Origin of the sequence: Streptomyces sp. NEAU-sy36 (assembly GCF_013423905.1) — a bacterium.
Lineage (GTDB): Bacteria > Actinomycetota > Actinomycetes > Streptomycetales > Streptomycetaceae > Streptomyces > Streptomyces misionensis.
In genome coordinates this window covers 4,868,113-4,888,407 of sequence record NZ_CP058977.1, presented here as the reverse complement: position 1 = coordinate 4,888,407, position 20,295 = coordinate 4,868,113, and the positions used below count along the sequence as shown (strand labels likewise).

Sequence of the window (20,295 nt, the reverse complement as noted above, 5' to 3'; positions counted from 1 at the left end):
GGACCCGACGACCATGACGTCTTCGACCCCTTCGACTCCCTCGAACCCTTCCGACTCCTCGAACTCTCCCGACTCCTCGAACCCGGCGAACTCCTCCGGTCCCGCCCGTTCCGCCCGGCCCTCCCGGCGGGACCGCGCCGAGGCGCTGCCCGAGCAGATGCGCGAGGCGCTGCGGCGGCGGCTCGCCGGACGGGCCGGCGGCGCCGCCCCGGCCGCCCGGCAGGGCATCCCGCGCGCCGACCGGAACCGCCCGCTGCCGCTGTCCTCCGCCCAGCAGCGCCTGTGGTTCCTGGACCGGCTGCGGCCCGGCGACCCCCGCTACAACAGCGCGGTCGCGGTCCGCTTCACCGGCCCGCTGGACCAGGCGGCGCTGGGTTCCGCCCTGGCCGCCGTCGTGGCCCGGCACGAGGCCCTGCGCACCACCTTCGAGGAGACCGACGGCCGCCCGGCACAGCGGGTGCACCCGGCGGCCCCGGTGCCGCTGCCCGTCCGGGACACCGCCGACCTGGACGCGGACCTGCGGACGGAGTACGCCCGCCCCTTCGACCTGCGGCACGGACCGCTGCTGCGCGCCCTGCTGCTGCGCGAGTCCGCCGACGCGCACGTCCTGCTGCTGACGGCCCATCACATCGTCACCGACGGCTGGTCCATGGGCGTCGTCCTGGACGAGCTGTGCACCGCCTACGACGCCCTCGCCCGCGGTGCCGCGCCCGAACTGCCGCCGGTGGCCACGCAGTACCCGGACTTCGCGGTGTGGCAGCGCGAACAGCTCTCGGGCCCCCGCCTGGAGCGCCAACTCGCGCACTGGAAGGAGCGGTTGACCGGCGCCGTGGCACCGGAGCTGCCCCTGGACCGGCCGCGGCGCGGCGAGGAGGCGGGCACCGGCGCCGTCCACACCTTCACCGTCCCCGCCACGCTCACCACCCGGCTGCGCGACCTCGCCCGCGAGCAGCACAGCACCCTGCACACCGCCCTGGTCGCGGCGACCCAGGCCCTGCTGGCCCGCTGGTCGGGGCAGGACGACATCACCGTCGGCTCCCTCACCCCCGGCCGCTCCCGCACCGAACTGGAACGCACCGTCGGCTTCTTCGTGAACACCGTCGCGCTGCGCACCGCGGTGGACCGCTCCGGCTCGTTCCGCGAGCTGCTGGCGCGGACCGCCGACACGGTCAACGACGCCTTCGCGTACGGCGACACACCGTTCGAACGGGTCGTGGAGGCGGTCGGCGCACCCCGCGAGGCGGGCCGCAACCCGCTGTTCGACGTCCTCGTCCTGCTGCACCCCGACCCGCCTGCCGCGACCGCCCCGCAGGGTCTCGCCACCACCCCGGTCGGCGTGCCCCGGCAGGCGGCCACCTTCGACCTGAGCGTGGAGTTCGTCCCCGAAGGCGAGGGCCTGACCGGGCTGCTGGAGTACCGCACCGACCTGTTCGACGCGGCCACGGCCGAACGGCTGGCCGGACAGTGGCTCCGCCTGCTGGAGGGCGCGACCGCCGCCCCCGACCGTCCGCTGGGCACGCTGCCCCTGCTGTCCGGGGCGGAGACCCGCCAGGTCCTCGCCCACGGGAACGCGGGGACGCACCACCCCGAGCCGGACGCCCTGCATCCGCGGCTGTTCGAGCGCCGCGCCGCCCGCACCCCGGGCGCCCTCGCCCTCGTCGCGGGCGGCGAACGGCTCGACTACGCCACCCTCAACGCCCGCGCCAACCGGCTCGCCCACCACCTCATCGCCCGCGGCGCCGGCCCCGAACGGCTGGTCGCGCTGCGGCTGCCGCGCACCGCCGACATGATCACCGCGATCCTCGCCGTGTGGAAGTCCGGCGCCGGCTACCTCCCGCTCGACCCCGCCCTGCCCGAGGAACGCGTCCGGTACCTGCTGGACGACACCCGTCCCGCCCTGCTGCTGGACGAGGACGCCCTGCGCGCCATACCCGCGACCGCCCCGGACACCGACCCGACCGACGCCGACCGGCGCGCCCCGCTGGACGGGGAGCACACCGCGTACGTCATCCACACCTCCGGCTCCACCGGCCGCCCCAAGGGCGTCGCCGTGTCGCACCGCGCGGTGGCGCACCTGCTCGCCGGACACCGGGCGGGCTTCGTCGCCGAGGCGGGCGGCGGCCCGCTGCGCGTCGCGCTCACCGCGTCGTTCTCCTTCGACACCTCCCTGGAGGGCGTGCTGCTGATGGCCGACGGCCACCCGCTGCACCTGGTCGACGAGGTGACCCGGATGGACCCGGCCGCCCTGGTCGAGTACGTCGTCGAGCACCGCGTCGACTTCCTCGACGTCACCCCCTCCTACCTGCGGCAGCTGCTGCCCGCCGGACTGCTCACCGACCCCCGGCACCACCCCCGCGTCCTCATGCTCGGCGGCGAGGCGGTCGGGCCCGCGCTGTGGCGGGAGCTGGCCGCCCACCCGGACGTGGCCGCCCACAACTTCTACGGCCCCACCGAGTGCACCGTCGACGCGCTGTCCTGCCGCATCGACGGCGGGGACCGCCCGCTGGTGGGCCGGCCGCTGCCCAGCGTGCGGGCCTACGTGCTGGACGACCGGCTCCAGCCGGTGCCGCCCGGCGTCGGCGGCGAGCTGTATCTCGCGGGCCCCCAGCTCGCCCGCGGCTACACCGGCCGGCCGGGCCTGACCGCCGCCCGGTTCCTGCCCGACCCGTACGGCCCGGCAGGCACCCGCATGTACCGCACCGGCGACCTCGCCCGCTGGACCGCCGACGGCCGCGTCGACTACCTGGGGCGCGCCGACGACCAGGTCAAGGTGCGCGGCCACCGCATCGAGCCCGGCGAGATCGAGGCCGCCCTGCTCGCGCTGGACGGCATCGCCGCCGCCGCGGTCGTGGCCGTACCCGACGCGCACGGCCACACCCGCCTCGCCGCCTACGTCGTCCCCGTGCCCGGCGCCCCCCGGCCCGCCCCCGCCGAGCTGCGCGCCGCCCTGCGCCGCGTGCTGCCGGACGCCTGGGTGCCGTCGTCCTTCACGTCCTTGCCCGCGCTGCCGCTGACCACCAGCGGCAAGCTGGACCGCCGCGCCCTGCCCGCCCCCGAAACCCCGGAGGCGGAGCGGGAGTTCGTCGCCCCCCGCACCCCCGAGGAGGAGACCCTGGCGGCCGTCTGGGCCGAGGTGCTCGGCGTGGACCGGGTGGGCGTCACCGACAACTTCTTCGAGCTGGGCGGCGACTCCATCCTGAGCATCCAGGCCGTCTCCCGCGCCCGCGCCGCCGGGCTGCGGATCGGCTCCCAGGACGTCTTCCGGCACCAGACGGTCGCCGACCTGGCCGCCGCCGCGACCCCCCGCACCGACGCCGCCCCGGCGCCCCGGCGCCCGCACCGGGACGGGCCCGCCCCGCTCACCCCCGTCCAGGAGTGGTTCTTCGCCACGCACGGCCCGCTGCGGCACTTCAGCATGTCGATGCTGCTCGACCTGCCGCACGACCTCGACGAGCGGGCCCTGGAGGAGGCACTGGCCGCCCTGGTGGCGCAACACCCCGCCCTGCGCACCCGCTTCACCCGCACCGGCGGTACCTGGCTCCAGCACCCCGGCCCCGCCCCGGACGGCCCGCTGCTGACCCGGCACGCCCCTGGCACCCCGCCCGCCGAGGCCGCGGCGGCGGCCCGCGCGGCCCTCGACCCGGCCACCGGCACCCTGCTGCGCGCCGCCCTGCTCACCGGCACGGAACGCCCCCGCCTCTTCCTCACCGCCCACCATCTGGCCGTGGACAGCGTCTCCTGGCGCATCCTGCTCTCCGGCCTGGCGGACGCATACCGGCAGGCGGCGGCCGGGGAGGAGCCCCGGCCGGAGCCCGAGCACACCGCGTTCGCCGACTGGGGGCGCGAACTCGCCGACCGGGTGCGGGCCGGCGACCTGGACGACGACCTGCCCCACTGGACGCGGGAGGTGGCCGAGCCCCGCACCCCGCTCCCCGTCGACCTGCCCGGCACCCCGCTCGCCGGGTCCGTGTGCACCGTCCGCACCCGGCTGGACCGCGCCACCACCGAGGCGCTGCTGCGGCGTGTGCCGGCGGCCTACCGCACCCAGGTCAACGACGTGCTGCTGAGCGCGCTGGGCCGGGTGCTGGCCGACTGGACGGGCACGGACCGGGTGACCGTCGCGCTGGAGGGCCACGGCCGCGAGGAGGACCTGGCCGAGGGCGCCGACCTGTCCCGCACGGTGGGCTGGTTCACCACCCAGTACCCGGTCACCCTGACCCCGGCCGGACCGGACGACTGGGGGAGCACCCTCAAGGCCGTCAAGGAGCGGCTGCGGTCCGTGCCCCGCCGCGGCCTCGGCTACCAGGCCCTCGCCCACCTCGGCTCGCCCCGACCGGAGGCCCGCGCCCTGGGCGAACTCCCGCTGCCCCAGGTGTGTTTCACCTACCACGGCCAGTGGGAGGCGCCCGGCGGCGGCGACTTCGCCCCGACCGCCGACGTACCCGGCCCGGACACCGACCCCGGTGAGCCGCTCGACCACCTGCTGGACGTGTCCGCGCTGGTCACCGACGGCGAGCTGGAGATCACCTGGCACTACAGCGACCAGGTGCACCGGGCCGCCACCGTCGAGCGGCTGGCCGACGGCATGGTCCGGGCCCTCGGCGCCATCGCCGACCACTGCGCGCGGCCCGGCGCGGGCGGCCGTACCACCTCCGACTTCCCGCTGGCCCGCCTCGACCAGGCCGGTGTGGACCGCCTCGCCGGCGACGGCCGGGACATCGAGGACCTGCTGCCGCTCACCCCGCTCCAGGAAGGCATGCTCTTCCACCGGCTGGTCGGCGGACCGGACGACGTGTACCTCGACCAGGCCGCGCTGCTCCTGGAGGGCGTCACCGACCCCGGCGCGCTCGCCCTGGCCTGGCAGCGGGTCACCGACCGCACCCCCGCCCTGCGCACCAGCGTGGTGTGGGAGGACGTGCCGGTCCCGCTCCAGGTCGTGCACCGCCAGGTCACCGTGCCCGTCGAGCAGGTGGACTGGCGGGAGCTGGACGCGGCGGAGCGGGACACGCGGTGGGAGCGGCTGCGCGCCGACGACCTCGCGCGCGGACTGGACCTCACGGCCGCCCCGCTGATGCGGCTCACCCTCGTCCGGCTGCCCGGCGACCGGCTGCACCTGCTGTGGACCTCCCACCACCTCATCCTGGACGGCTGGAGCCTCGCCCAGGTCCTCACCGACGTGTTCGCCGAGTACACGGCGCTGACCGCCGGCAGCCCGCACCGGCCCCCGGCCCGCCGCCCGTTCGGCGACTACGTGCGCTGGCTCGCCGGACAGGACGGCGCGGCGGCCCGCGCGCACTGGCAAGCCGTCCTCGCCGGGTTCGCCACACCGACCCCGTTGCCCGCCGACCGCCCCCGGCGCCCCGGCCACGAGACCCGGTCCGCGGGCCTGCACACCGCCGGACTCTCCGCCGAGGTCTCGGCGCGCCTCGCCCGCACCGCCCGCGCCGCCGGGCTCACCCTCTCCACCGTGGTGCAGGGCGCCTGGGCGCTGCTGCTGTCCCGCTACAGCGCCGAACCGGACGTGCTGTTCGGCACCACCGTCTCCGGACGCCCCGACGAACTGCCCGGCGTCGAGTCGATGGTCGGCATGTTCATCAACACCCTGCCCACCCGCGTCCGCGTGGACGGCCGCCGCACCGCCACCGCCTGGCTCCGGGAGCTCCAGGAAGCACAGGCGGACGCACGCCGGTTCGCCGCGGTGTCGCTCGCCGAACTGACCGCGCTGAGCGACGTGCCGTCCGGCAGCCCGCTGTTCGACAGCATGGTGGCCTTCGAGAACTACCCCTTCGACGAAGCCCGTTCGGCCGGCACCCGGATACGCCTGGCGGACGTGTCCGCCCGCGACGCCACCAACTACGCCCTCGTGCTGCGCGCCTACCAGGGCGACCGGTTCGGCTTCGACCTCGCCTACGACCCTCAGTTGTTCGAACCCGCGACCGCACGGGACCTCGCCGACCGGCTGTGCCTGCTGCTCACCGAGCTGGCCGACGACCCCGAGCGGCCGGTCCGCGACCTCGCCTGGACCACCGCCGCCGAACGACGGCGGATACCCGTCGAGTGGAACGGCACCGTGGAGGGCCGCCCCGCCGACACCCTGGACGCCCTCTTCTCCGCCCAGGCCGCCCGCACCCCCGGCGCGGAGGCCGTCTGCTGCGGCGCCGACCGGCTCGACTACGCCACCCTCGACACGCGCTCCGGACAGCTCGCCCACCGGCTCGCCGAACTCGGCGCCGGACCCGAGACGTTCGTCGCCCTGGCACTGCCCCGCTCCACCGACCTGGTCGTGGCCGTCCTCGCCGTGCTGAAGACCGGGGCCGCCTACCTGCCCATCGACCCAAGGCAGCCCGCCGAGCGAATACGCCAACTCCTCGCCGACGCCGCCCCGGTGGCTCTGGTGACCACCACCGCGTCCGAAGTCGACCCGGCCGTACCCCTCCTGCCGCTGGACGACCCCGGCGTCCGCGCCGACCTCGCCCGCCGCCCCGCCGCGGGCCCGGCCCGCCGTGCGCTGCCCGAGAGCCCCGCCTACGCCATCTACACCTCCGGCTCCACCGGCCGCCCCAAGGGCGTCGTCGTCCCGCACGCCAACGTGGTCCGGCTGTTCACCCGCACCCGGCACTGGTTCGGCTTCGGCCCCGACGACGTGTGGACGCTGTTCCACTCCTACGCCTTCGACTTCTCCGTGTGGGAGCTGTGGGGCCCGCTGCTGCACGGCGGCCGGCTGGTGATCGTCCCGGAGGACACCGCCCGCTCCCCGGAGGACTTCCTGCGGCTGCTCGCCGACGAGCGGGTCACCGTCCTCAACCAGACCCCCTCCGCGTTCTACCCGCTGGCGCGGGCCGACGCCGAACTCCCGGACGTCAGCGCCCGCTTGGCCCTTCGCACGGTGATCTTCGGCGGTGAGGCGCTGGACGTGGACCGGCTCGCCGACTGGTACGCCCGCCACCCGGACACCGCGCCGCGCCTGGTGAACATGTACGGCATCACCGAGACCACCGTGCACGTCACCTACGCCCCGCTGGACCGCTCGACGGCCCGCACCGGTGCCGCCAGCCCCATCGGCACCGGCATCCCGGACCTGCGGGTCCACGTGCTGGACGAGCTTCTGCGGCCGGTGCCGCCCGGCGCCGTCGGCGAGCTGTTCGTCGCCGGCGAGGGCCTGGCGCGCGGCTACCTGAACCGGCCCGGCCTCACCGCCACCCGGTTCCTCGCCGACCCGTTCGGGCGACCCGGCACCCGCATGTACCGCACCGGAGACCGGGCCCGGCGGCGCGCCGACGGCTCGCTGGAGTACCTCGGCCGCGCCGACCAGCAGGTGAAGATCCGCGGCTACCGCATCGAGCCCGGCGAGATCGAGGCCGCCCTGCACAGCCACCCGCGGGTGGGCGCCGCCGCCGTCGGCGTGTACGAGGACGCCGCCGGGACCCGCCGCCTGGTCGCCCACGTCGTCGGCACCGGCACCGGCGAACGCACCGCCCCGCCCCCGCCCGCCGCCGAACTCCGCGCCCACCTGGGGGCGTTGCTCCCCGCGCACATGGTGCCGGCGGCCTACGTGCCGATGGTCGCGCTGCCGCTCACCGTGAACGGCAAGCTCGACCGGCGCGCCCTGCCCGCGCCCGGCCCCGACGGCTTCGCCGCGGACCGCGCGCACACCCCCCTGCGCACCCGCGCCGAACAACTGGTCGCCGCCGCCTGGACGGACGTCCTGGACACCGACGAGGTCGGCGCGGACGACGACTTCTTCGCGCTCGGCGGCGACTCCATCCTCGCGGTGCGGGTCACCTCCCGGCTGCGCGCCGCCTTCGGCACGGATGTCTCACCCCGGCTGCTGTTCACCCACCCCACGCTGTCCCGCCTCGCCGCCGCCCTCGGCGAACCGGGCGGCGCAGACCGTGCCGACGCCATCTCGGCCCTCGCCCCGGACGCCCCCGCGCCCCTGTCGTACGCGCAGCAACGCCTCTGGTTCCTCGACCGGTTCGAACCCGGCAGCACCGAATACACCACTCTGTCCGCGCTGCGGCTGCGCGGTCCGCTCGACACCGCCGCCCTCGGCACCGCCCTGGACGGCCTCGTCGCCCGGCACGAGGCCCTGCGCACCACGTTCGCCGAACTCGACGGCCAGGCACGGCAGATCGTCCACCCGGCCGGGCGCGTCGACCTGCCGGTGACCGAACTCCCGGACCCCACGGCCTTGGACGGCTTCCTGGAACGCGTGGCCGCCACCCCCTTCGACCTGACCACCGGGCCGCTGCTGCGCGCCCGCCTGGCCCGGCTCGCCGCCGACGACCACGTACTCGTACTGGCCGTGCACCACATCGTCACCGACGGCTGGTCCGTCGGCGTGCTCGGCCGGGACCTGGGCGAGCTGTACGCGGCGGCCCTGGAGGACCGCGGGCCCGAACTGCCCGCGCTGCCCGTCCGCTACGCCGACCACGCCGCCTGGCAGCGGGCCCGCGCCGACCGGGCCGAAGCCGAACTCGCTTACTGGCGAGCGGCCTTGGTCGGCATCACCCCGCTGGAGCTGCCCACCGACCGGCCGCGCCCGGCCGTCCGCACCCGCGACGGCGACCTGGTGACCTTCACCCTGCCGGCCGCGCTCACCGAGCGGCTGCGCGAACACGGCCGGGAGGCCGACGCCACCCTCTACATGACTCTGGTGACGGCCTGTCAGATCCTGCTCGCGCGCTGGGCCGGGCAGGAGGACGTCACCGTCGGCACCGTGACCGCGGGGCGCGACCGGCCCGAACTGCACGACGTGGTCGGCATGTTCGTCAACACCCTGGTGCTGCGCTCCCGGATCCGGCCCGCACTGCCCTTCCGTGAGCTGCTGTCCGAGGTACGCGCGACCGTCCTGGACGCCTTCGCCCACCAGGAGGTGCCCTTCGAGAGGGTGGTGGACGCCGTACAGCCCGAGCGGGACACCAGCCGCACCCCGCTGTTCCAGGTCATGGTCGCCCTGCACAACCTGGACGCCGAGCCGCCCCGGCTGCCCGGCCTGACCGCCGAGCCCGTCATCCCGCCGGTCCGCTCCGCCACCTTCGACCTGGCCTTCGACTTCGTGGAGAGCGACGGCGGCCTGACCGGCTACCTGGAGTACAGCACCGGACTCTTCGACCGCGACACCGCCGAGCGCCTCGCCGACCGGCTGCGCGTCCTGCTGGAGGCCGCCGCCGCATCCCCGGAACAGCCCGCCGGCGCGCTGCCCTTGATGACCGCCGCCGAACGCGAGCAGGTGCTCCGCCAGGGCGAGGGCGCCCGGCTGCCCGAGCCGGACACCACCTTCCCCGCCCTGTTCGAGGCACGGGCCGCCCGCACCCCGCACCACACCGCCCTGGTCGCCCGCGACACCACCCTGGACTTCGCCACGCTGAACGAGCGCGCCAACCGGCTCGCCCACCACCTCATCGAGCGGGGCGCCGGCCCCGACGACATCGTCGCCGTACGGCTGCCGCGGACCTCCGAACAGGTGGTGGCGCTGCTCGCGGTCGCCAAGGCCGGTGCCGCCCTGCTCAGCCTCGACCCGGAACTCCCTTCGGATCGGGCCGAGTTCCTGCTGTCCGACGCCCGCCCGCACACTCTGCTCACCGACCTCGGAGCGGTGCCCTGGGACCGGCTGCCCGCCCACGACCCGACCGACGCCGACCGCGTCCGGCCCCTGCTGCCCCGGCACACCGCCTACGTCATCTACACCTCCGGCTCCACCGGCCGCCCCAAGGGCGTCGCCGTTGAACACCGGCAGCTGGTCAACCTGTGCCACGACCACGAGAGAGGCCTGCTCGCCCCGCACACCGCGGACGGCCGCCGGCTGCGGGCCGCGCTCAGCGCCTCCTTCTCCTTCGACACCTCCTGGGAAGGGCCGCTGCTGCTCGCCCTCGGCCACGAGGTGCACGTCATCGACGAGGACGTACGCCTGGACCCCGACGCGTTCTGCGCCCACGTCGCCGAGCGCCGCCTCGACCTGGTGAACGTCACCCCGTCCTTCCTGCGCGAGCTGATCTCCGCCGGCCTGCTGGCCCCCGGCCGCCACCACCCGGAGCTGCTGCTCGTCGGCGGCGAGGCCGTCACTCCGGCCGACTGGCACGAACTCGCGCGGCTGGAACGCGAGTTGAACATCGCGGTGTACAACATGTACGGGCCCACCGAGTGCACCGTCGACGCCGTCTACGGCCGCTGCGCCGACCGCCCCGACCGGCCCGTCATCGGCCGCCCCGGCGGCAACCTGCGCGCCTACGTGCTCGACGGCGCCCTGCGGCCGGTGCCGCCCGGCGTGCCCGGCGAGCTGTACCTGTCGGGCGCCCAGGTGGCCCGCGGCTACCTCGGCCGGCCCGGACTCACCGCCGCCCGCTTCCTCGCCGACCCGTTCGGGGCGCCCGGCGAGCGGATGTACCGCACCGGGGACCGGGCCCGCTGGGACCGGGACGGGCTGCTGGAGTTCCTCGGCCGGGTGGACGAGCAGGTCAAGATCCGCGGGTTCCGCATCGAGCCCGGTGAGGTGGAGGCCGCCCTCCTCGGCCACCCGGACATCGCCGACGCCGCGGTCGCCGCCCGCGAACACGCCGGACGCACCGTGCTCGTCGGCTACGTGGTGCCGGCCGGCGACCGCGTCCCGTCCGCCGACGACCTGCGCCTCGCGCTGCGCCGCACCCTGCCCGACCACATGGTGCCCGCCGCGTTCGTCCCGCTGGCCCGCATCCCGCGCACCACCAGCGGCAAGACCGACCGGCGCGCCCTGCCGGCCCCGCCCGCGCAGCCCGACAGCACCACCCCCTACGTCGCCCCCCGGCCCGGCACCGAGCAGCGCCTGGCCGCGATCTGGGCACAGGTGCTCGGAGTCGAACGGGTCGGCGCGCGCGACAACTTCTTCGCGCTCGGCGGCGACTCCATCCTCAGCATCCAGATCGTCGCCCGCGCCCGGCAGGCCGGACTCGCCCTCACCACCAAGGACGTCTTCCGTCACCAGACCGTCGCCGAACTGGCACTGCGCACCGAGGAGTCGGCGCCCCGCCCGGCCGCCGCCGAGCAGACCGGGGAGGCGCCCCTCACCCCGATCCAGCGCTGGTACCTGGACGGCCGCGACCCCGGCGGGACCCTCCGTTTCACCATGACCCAGCGCCTCGAACTCGCCCCGGACACCGCCGAAGAGAACGTCCGCGCGGCCGTCGACGCCCTCGTACGCCACCACGCGGCGCTGCGCACCCGGTTCCGCCACACCGCGGACGGCTGGCGCCAGGAAGCCCTGCCGCAGGCACCCGACGGCGTCTTCAGCCGCCACGACGCGGCCCGGCTCACCGGCGCCGCGCTGGAGGCCGAGGTCCAGCGGCTCACCGACGAGGCGCAGTCCGGACTCGACCCCCGCGAAGGCCGCGTCGTGCGCGTCCTGTTCTTCGACCGGGGACCGGGCCGCGCACCGCAACTCGTCATCACCGCCCACCACTTGGTGATCGACGGCGTCTCCTGGCGCATCCTGCTGGCCGACCTGGAGACCGCCCACCGTGCGACGGCGGCCGACCGCCTGGTCGAACTCCCCGCCACCGGCACCTCCTTCGGGCACTGGGCCACCCGGCTCGCGGAGCATACCCGCTCCGGCGCGCTGGACGGCGACCTGGACTACTGGACCCGTACCGCCGCCGCCCCCGCCGCCCTGCCCGCGGGCCGGCCCGGCCCCAACACCCACGGCACCGCCGCCACCCTCACGGTCACCCTGGACGCCGCGACCACCGACGCGCTGCTGCGCAAGGTCCCGGAGTGCTACCGCACCCAGGTCAACGACGTCCTGCTCAGCGCCCTCGGCCGCACCCTGGCCCGCTGGTCCGGGCACGACACCGTGCTGCTCGGCGTGGAGGGACACGGCCGGGAGGACCTGTTCGAGGACGTCGACCTGTCGCGGACCGTCGGCTGGTTCACCGCCGAGTATCCGCTCGCCCTCACCGCCGACCCGGACGCCGGATGGCACGACACCCTCCGCGCGGTCAAGGAGCAGCTGCGCGCGGTCCCGCTGCACGGACTGAGCCACGGCGCCCTGCGCCATCTCGTCCCCGGCAGCCCGCTGACCGCCGCCCCGGCCCCGCAGGTCGGCTTCAACTACCACGGCCAATGGGACACCGGCACCGGCTCCGGCGGCCTGGTCCGCGGCGCCCTGCCCCCGGCCGGCCGGGACACCGACCCGGACGAACCCCGCCCCTACCTGCTGGACATCACCGGAGTCGTCCAGGACGGCCGCCTGGAGTTCGGCTGGACCTACCCGGCGGCGGTCTACGAGGAGGACACCGTCCGCGGGCTCGCCGAGGAGACGCTGGCCGCCCTGCGGGACATCGTGGCCCACTGCGCGCTGCCCACCGCCGGCGGCCGCACCCCCTCCGACTTCCCGCTCGCCGGTCTCGACCAGGACCGGCTGGACCGGCTCGTCGGCACCGGACGCGACATCGAGGACGTTCTGCCGCTCACCCCGCTCCAGTCCGGCATGCTGTTCCACGGCCTCGTGGACACCGAGCACGCCTACGCCGACCGCACGGCCGTACGCCTGGCCGGAGTGGCCGACCCGCGGGCCTTCGCCGCCGCCTGGCAGCAGGTCGCGGACCGCACCCCCGCCCTGCGCACCTCCGTGCACTGGCACGGCCTGCCCCACCCGGTGCAGGTGGTCCACCGGCACGCCGAACTGCCCGTCACCCGGCTCGACTGGCGCGCCCTGACACCCGAACAGCGCACCGAGGCCACCGAGCGGCTGCTCGTCGAGGACCGCGCGGCCGGCATGGACCTCACCACCGCCCCGCTCACCCGGCTCGCCCTCGCGGCCCTGCCCGGCGACGAGGTGCTGCTGGTGTGGTCCACCCACCACATCGTCCTCGACGGCTGGAGCACCGGGCAGCTCCTCACCGAGGTGTGCGAACGGTACGCCGCCCTCACCGGCGGCCCGGACCCGGCGCCCCCGGTCAGGCGGCCGTTCGCGGATTTCCTGCACTGGCTCGCCGCCCAGGACGAGCCGGCGGCCGAACGGCACTGGGCCGAGGCGCTGGCGGGGTTCACCGCCCGCACCCCGCTGCCGTACGACCGCACGCCCGCCGAGGCCCACCGTGCCCGGTCGGCCGCCACCGTCCACCACGAGCTGGACGCGGATGTCTCGCGCCGGCTGCGGGAGAGCGCCGCGCGTGCCGGGCTCACCGCCAACACCGTCCTGGAGGGCGCCTGGGCGCTGCTGCTGGCCCGCTCCAGTGGCCGGGACGACGTGGTGTTCGGCACGACGGTCTCCGGCCGCCCGGCCGAACTGCCCGGTGTCGAAGGCATGATCGGCATGTTCATCAACACCGTGCCGACCCGCGTCCGCGTGCCCGCCGGGCCGGTCCTGCCGTGGCTGCGCGGCATCCAGGAACGGGGGAGCGAGGCCCGCCGCTTCGACTTCCTCGCGCTGCCGCGCATCCAGGCCGTGAGTGAAGTGCCGCCCGGAGAGCCGCTGTTCGACAGCATGGTCGTCTTCGAGAACTACCCGGTGGACGAGTCGGCGACGGCCCGCACCGGCGTCCGGGTCGAGGAGGTACGCGCCGACGACGCCACCACCTTCCCCTGGTGCCTGCGCGCCCACCTCGGCGAACGGCTCGCCTTCGACCTCGCCTACGACCCCGCCCTGTTCGACCCCGGCACCGCCGAGCGCGCCGCGGACCGCCTGGCCACGCTGCTGACGGAACTCGCCGACGGGTTCGACAGCGACCTGACCGGCCTCGACCTGCTCACCCCGGCCGACCGCGAACTGCTCGCCGCCTGGAACACCACCGCCCGCCCGGCCGCCCCGCGCAGCCCGGTCGACCTGTTCGCCGAGCAGGCCCGCCGCAGCCCCGACGCGATCGCGGTCCAGGACGGCGACCGGGAACTGACCTACCGGCAACTGCACGACTGGGCCGCAGCGCTGGCCGGTCGGCTGCGCGCCGACGGGCTGGCGGCCGAGGACCGGGTGGCACTGCTGCTGGACCGCTCCGCCGAACTCGTCGTCGCCCAGCTCGCCGTGCTCATGGCCGGCGGCGCCTACCTGCCCCTCGACGGCCGCGCCCCCGAGGACCGTCGCCGGGCCCTGCTCGCCCAGGCCGGCGCGACGACCCGCCTCACCACCACCGACGTGACCGCCGCCCACCCCGGCCCCGCCGAGGGGGCCCCGGCCGCTGACCAAGGTTCCGCCAACGCTGGCTATCCGGCCTCGGCCGCCGACCTCGCTCCCACCGGCCCCGCCGATCCGGCCCCGGCCGCTGACCCCGCCCAGACCGGCCTTGCCGATGCGGCGCCGCCCGCTGACCCCGGGGCCCCTGGCACCTCCGATCCGGCCCAGCCGGCCGACTGCGCCCACACCGGCCCCGCCGAGGTGGCTCCGCCCGCTGCCCCCGGCTGCGCCGATCTCGCCCGCACCGGCCCCGCCACGCACCCACTACCACCCGCCGACCCCGATCGGCTGGCCTACGTGATGTTCACCTCCGGGTCCACCGGCCGGCCCAAGGCGGTGGCGGTGCGGCACCGGGACGTGGCCGCGCTGGCCACCGACAGCCGGTTCGCCGACGGCGTGTGCGACCGAGTGCTGCTGCACTCGCCGGTCGCCTTCGACGCCGCCACCTTCGAGGTGTGGGCGCCGCTCCTCAACGGCGGCCGGGTGGTCGTCGCCCCGGCCCAGGGCGTGGACGCCGCCCTGCTGCGACGGCTCGCGGGCGACGGCGGGCTGACCGCGCTGTGGCTGACCGCCGGACTGTTCCGGCTGCTCGCCCAGGACGCCCCCGACTGCTTCCGCGGCCTGCGCCAGGTGTGGACCGGCGGTGACGTGGTGCCCGCCACGGCCGTACGCCGGGTCCTCGCCGCCTGCCCCGGCCTGACCGTCGTCGACGGCTACGGCCCCACCGAGACGACGACCTTCGCGACGTCCTTCGCGCTCGCCGACCCCGAGGCGGTGCCCGGCACCGTGCCCATCGGCCGCCCCCTGGACGACCTGCGCGTCCACATACTCGACGCCCGGCTGCGGCCCGTACCGCCGGGCTGCGCGGGCGAGCTGTACCTGGCCGGGGAAGGCGTCGCCCGCGGCTACCTGGGCCGCCCCGGCGACACCGCGGCCCGCTTCCTCGCCGACCCGTCCGGGGCGCCGGGCGAGCGGATGTACCGCACCGGCGACCTGGCCCGCAGGCGCCCGGACGGCACCGTCGAATTCCTCGGCCGCGCCGACGACCAGGTCAAGATCCGGGGCTTCCGGGTGGAACCCGGCGAGGCCGAGGCCGCCCTCGCCGCCCACCCGGACGTCACCGACGTCACCGTGGTGGCCCGCGAGGACCGGCCGGGCGCCAAGCGGCTCGTGGCCTACGTCGTCGGACCGGCCGCGGCTGACCTGGAGGAGCTGCGGGCCTTCGCCGCCCGCACCCTGCCCGACTACCTCGTCCCCGCCGCCTTCGTGCCGCTCGCCGCCCTCCCGCTGAGCCGCAACGGCAAGGTCGACCGGGCCGCCCTGCCCGCGCCCGAGGCCCGGCCGGACGGCGCGCGGGTGGCACCCCGCACCGAGGCCGAACGCCGCACGGCGGCCGTCTTCGGCGAGGTGCTGGGCAGCGAACCCCCCGGCGCGGAGGACGACTTCTTCCAGCTGGGCGGCGACTCGATCCTCAGCATCCGCCTCGCCTCCCGCCTCGCGGAGGTCTTCGACACCGAGGTCACCCCCCGCGCGGTGTTCACCCACCCCACCCCGGCCGCCCTCGCCCGGCTGCTCGGCGAACGGCAGGGCTCCGGCCGCCCGGCCCTCCTCCCCGTGGCCAGGGACGCCGTCGCACCGATGTCCCACGCCCAGCAACGCCTGTGGTTCCTGCACGAGTTCGAGCCCGGCGGCGCCGAGTACGTCACCGCGCTCGCCCTGCGGCTGCGCGGCACCCTGGACACCGGCGCGCTCCGCGCGGCCCTCGCCGCCGTGACGGCCCGGCACGAGTCGCTGCGCACCACCTTCGACAGCGTCGACGGACACGGCATCCAGCGCGTCCACCCGCCGCGGGAAGTCCCGCTGCCGGTGCACGACCTGACCGGACTCGCCGCAAACGCGCGGGAACCCGAGCTGCGCCGCCTGCTCGCCGCCGACCGCGCCCGCCCGTTCGACCTGCGCGAAGGCCCGCTGCTGCGCACCGCCCTGGTCCGGTTCGCCGACGACGACCACGTGCTCACCCTCGCCCTGCACCACATCGTCACCGACGGCTGGTCCACCTCCGTCCTGCTCGGTGACCTCGCCCACTTCTACCGGGCCGAACTCGGCACCCCCCAGCCGCCGTTGCCGCCACTGCCGGTGCAGTACGCCGACTACGCGCACTGGCAGCGCACCACCGGGGACGCCGGCGCGGACGAGCACCTCGCCTACTGGAAGGAGCACCTGGCCGGCACCGCCCCGCTGGAGCTGCCCACCGACCGGCCCCGGCCGCCGGTGCGCACCAGCGCCGGCGCCACCGCACGGCTGGTGGTGCCCGCCCCGACCGTCCACGGCCTGACCCGGCTCGCCCGCGACCACGGGACCACCCTGTTCACCACGCTCGTCGCCGCCGCCCAGGCCTACCTGGCCCGGCTCTCCGGTGCCGAGGACATCGCCGTCGGCACCGTCACCTCCGGCCGCGACCGGCCCGAGACCCAGGCCCTCGTCGGGTTCTTCGTGAACACCCTGGTGCTGCGCTCACGGGCCGAGGCGGGGGCGCCCTTCTCCGGGTTCCTCACCTCCGTACGGGAGACCGTCCTGGACGCCTTCGCCCACCAGGACGTGCCCTTCGAGCGGGTCGTCGACGAGGTGCAGCCGGCCCGGGACACCAGCCGCAGCCCGCTGTTCCAGGTCATGGTCGTCCTCCAGAACACCCCCGCCGCCGACCTCGACCTGCCGGGACTGGACGCCACCGACGTCGAACCCGACTCGGACCAGGCCGCGTTCGACCTCACCCTGGAGTTCGCCGAGACCGGCTCCGGGGAACTGCACGGCCTGCTCACCTACAACACCGACCTGTTCGACCCGGCCACCGCCGAGCGGATGGCCCGCCAGCTCGGCACCCTGCTGCACGCCGTCGCCGCCGACCCGGACCGCCCGCTGGGCGCCCTGCCGCTGGCCTCCGACGCCGAACTGACGGCACTGCTGGACCAGGGCCGGGGCACCTTCCGGCCGGTGCCCGAGCGGACCCTGCCCGAGCTGTTCGAACGGCAGGCGGCCCGCACCCCGGACGCGGTCGCGCTGCTGGACGGCGACCGGAAGCTGAGCTACGCCGAGGTGGACCGGGCGGCCAACCGGCTCGCCCACCGGCTGATCCGGGACGGCGTCGGACCCGAGCGGGTGGTGGCCCTGGCGCTGCCCCGCTCGGCGGCGACCGTCGTGGCCCAGCTCGCCGTCGCCAAGGCCGGCGGCGCCTTCCTCCCCGTCGATCCGAACTACCCGCAAGGGCGACGGGAGTTCATGCTCCGGGACGCGGGCGCCCACCTGGTCCTCGACGACCCGGCCGAGGTCTGGACGGCCGACGGGCCGGACACGGCGCCCACGGACGCCGACCGCGCCCGCGCACTGACCCCCGCCCACCCCGCCTACGTCATCTACACCTCCGGCTCCACCGGCACACCCAAGGGCGTCGTCGTCACCCACCGGGGACTGGCCTCCTTCGCGGCCGCGGCCGCCGAGCAGTACGAAGCCGGGCCCGGCGACCGGGTGCTCCAGTTCGCCTCGCCCAGCTTCGACGCCTCCGTGCTGGAACTGTGCGTCTCCCTGCTCGCCGGGGCCGCGCTGGTGACCGGCGAGGAAGGCCCGCTGGTCGGGGAGCGGCTGGCCGAGGTGCTCGCCGTACGACGCGTCAGCCACGCCCTGATCCCGCCCGCCGCACTCGCCACCGTCGGGCCGGAGACCGCCGCCGCCCTGCCCGACCTGCGCACCCTCATCGTGGGCGCGGAAGCGTGCCCGGCCGACCTCGTCGCCGCCTGGGCACCCGGCCGCCGCATGATCAACTCGTACGGCCCCACCGAGGCGACCGTCGTCGCCACCTGGACCGGACCGCTCACCCCCGGCACCGGCGCGCCCCCCATCGGCCGTCCCTGCGGACACACCCGCGTCCACGTGCTCGACGCCGCCCTGCGCCCCGTACCGCCCGGCGTCACCGGGGAGCTGTACATCGCCGGGCCCGGACTCGCCCGCGGCTACCTGGGCCGGCCGGGACTCACCGCCCGGCAGTTCGTGGCCGACCCGTTCGGCGGGCCGGGGGAGCGGATGTACCGCACCGGGGACCTGGTCCGCTGGACCGCCGACGGCCTGCTCCGGTTCGCCGGACGCGCCGACGACCAGGTCAAACTGCGCGGCTTCCGCATCGAGCCCGGCGAGATCGAGAGCGCGCTGCGCACCAGCCCGCTGGTGCGGGACGCCGTGGTGGCCGTACGCGCGGGGGAGGCGCCCGGCGCACCGGACCGGCTCGTCGCCTACGTCGTACCGGCCGGGCCCCCCGCAGGCGATCCCGGCGCCGCACTGCCCGTCAGCGAGCTGCGGCTGCACCTCGCCGGGCTGCTGCCGCCGCACATGGTGCCCTCGGTGTTCGTCCCGCTCGACCGGCTGCCGCTCACCCCGAACGGCAAGACCGACCGGCGTGCCCTGCCCGCCCCCGGCCCCGCCCAGGCCGCCGGCGGACCGCGCACCGCGCCCCGCACCGACACCGAACGCCGTATCGCCCGCATCTGGGCCGACGTCCTCGGCATCGAGGAGGTCGGCGCCGACGACAACTTCTTCGCGCTCGGCGGCGACTCCATCCTCAGCATGCAGGTCGTCTCACGGCTGCGCCGCGACGGGCTGCACGTGGCCACCCGCGACCTGTTCACGCACCAGACCGTCGCCGAACTCGCCGCCGTCGTGCGCACCGCGCCCCGGCGGTCCGACGACGGCCCGGTGACCGGCGAGGTGCCGCTCACCCCGATCCAGGACTGGTTCCTCGGCACCCCCCGCGCCGCCCACCACCACTTCAACCAGTCGGCGCTGCTCGAACTCGACGGCGCCCCCGACCCGGCGGCGCTGCGCACCGCGCTCGACGCCCTGCTCGACCACCACGACGCCCTGCGCATGCGGTTCACCAGAGACGAGCACGGCTGGCGGCAGTTCAACCCGCCGCCCGCCCCCGGCCAGGACATCCTCGTCCGGTACGACCTGACCGGCCTGTCCGCCGAGGACGCCGACGCCGCCATGGTGAAGGCCGCCGACGAACTGCACGCCGGTTTCGACCTCGCCCACGGCCCACAGCTGCGCGCGGCCCTGTTCACCGGCGACCCGGACCGGCCCGTGTACCTGCTGCTGGTCGCCCACCACCTCGTGGTGGACGCCGTCTCCTGGCGCGTTCTGCGCGACGACCTGGAGAGCGCCTACCGGCAGGCCCGCGAGGGCGGTCCCGTCACCCTGGGGGAGCGCGGCACCAGCTTCCGGGAGTGGTCCACACGGCTGTCCGCGCACGTCGCCGAGGGCGGCCTCGACCACGAACTGCCCTACTGGGAAGAGGCCGTACGATCCGCACCCGCCCCCGCAGGCCCCGCCCCCGCGGCCGACGCGGGCCCGGCCGCCACCGTGAGCGTGGAACTCGGTGAGGAGGACACCACCGCCCTGCTCCGCTCCGCGCCCACCGCCTACCGCACCCGCGTCAACGACGTGCTGCTCTCCGCCCTCGCCCTCGCACTGGCCCGCTGGACCGGGCACGAGCGCATCCGCCTGGACCTGGAGGGCCACGGCCGCGAGGACCTGCTCGACGGCGTCGACCTGTCCCGCACCGTCGGCTGGTTCACCACCGTCTACCCGGTCGCCCTCCAGGTGCCCGACCCCGGCGACCTCGGCCCCGACCGCGACTGGCGGTCCCTGGTGAAGTCGGTACGGCGCCAGCTGCGCGCCGTACCCGGCAACGGCATCGGCTTCGGCGCGCTGCGCACCTTCGGCCCGCCCGAGGTCCGCGAACGCCTCGGCGCCCACGCCCACGGCCAGGTGGTGTTCAACTACCTCGGCCAGTGGGACGCCCGCCCCGAGACCGCGGACGGCGGCCTGGTCCGCGCCGAACACGGCTCGTTCGGCCAGGACCACGACCCCCGCGACCCCGGCTCGCACCTGGTGGAGGTGGTGGGCGCCGTCCAGCACGGCCGACTCGCCTTCACCTGGCACCACCGGCCCGCCGTCCACGACACGGCGACCGTGCGCAGGGTCGCGGAGGACTTCGCCGAGGCACTGCGCCACCTCGCCCGGCACGCCAGGGGAGGCCGATGACGGCGTCCCCCCACGAGGCACCGCCCCGGCGTCCCGCCCGGCACGGTCCTCGCGCCCCCCGC

At 76.1% G+C, this 20,295-nt stretch carries 1 protein-coding gene; it reads left to right on the top strand.

Going from position 1 to position 20,295, the window contains the following annotated elements:
* The first annotated feature begins 13 nt into the window (after positions 1–13).
* Entirely contained in the window at positions 14–20,233 is a 20,220-nt protein-coding gene (locus HZZ00_RS22160) for a non-ribosomal peptide synthase/polyketide synthase (protein ID WP_257585045.1), read from the top strand.
* Positions 20,234–20,295 lie beyond the last annotated feature (62 nt).

What these genes read in the sequence shown, in the direction of transcription:
- HZZ00_RS22160 (WP_257585045.1), top strand. Translation starts at nt 14, where the DNA reads ATGACGTCTTCGACCCCTTCGACTCCCTCGAACCCTTCCGACTCCTCG.